Below are 722 nucleotides of genomic sequence, written 5' to 3'. Positions count from 1 at the left end.
CCTAATTTAAAAAGTATAATATATTTTTGTAATAACTTATCATTCAGATAAATGATGTGTGTATGCTATTCTTATATATCTTTATCTCTCTGATAGCCTATCTTACTTAAGTGAAATTCAATATGCCTTTTACAGAGACATTAAAGCCAAAGCTGTCGTCAAAAGGTAGTGGAATATGTCAATTCGACTATCCAGAAGTTTTTGTTTTAATACTCACTGTCATATTACTCGCCCTGCATTACAATTTTCGTCCTACTTCAATGGCATTATTGGTTGTCATTACCCTACCCAGTTTGATGATTCTGATTTATAACTACCGACGCGAAACCAGTCTTTGGACGTCTAATATAGTCGTTATTTTATTTGCGGTCGTCATTGGGTCAATACAGTTTTGTACAGTAATATCGCTCAGTCTGGTAGCCTTAATCGGCGTACGTATGATCGTCAGTGGGGTTGATAACGCTCTAAGATTATTTACTGTGGCATTGGTAACATCTATTGTCTTTTATTATGTCAGTACAATACTGGACAACGAAGGGTTGAACTGTGATGAAGGCTGGGTCCCACCCACCGTATTGTTAGCAAGCATGATAGTTATTTTGTATCAGTTTCGCAGTACGTATCAAGAGTATATCGGCTATAAAGAAAGTGCCTCTAAAGCAGGAGGGCGTTTGAGTACCATGGTGTCGGTCATCAATAAGTTGACGCGCTTGGTACCACCG

At 38.0% G+C, this 722-nt stretch carries 1 pseudogene; it reads left to right on the top strand.

Annotated elements, in window-relative coordinates:
• Nucleotides 1–122: 122 nt before the first annotated feature.
• Nucleotides 123–722 (top strand): annotated as a pseudogene (locus ACS8FC_RS17350) (adenylate/guanylate cyclase domain-containing protein); the annotation flags it as partial.

Source organism: Psychrobacter sp. 1Y4 (assembly GCF_051847555.1).
This window is presented reverse-complemented; position numbering and strand designations above follow the sequence as displayed.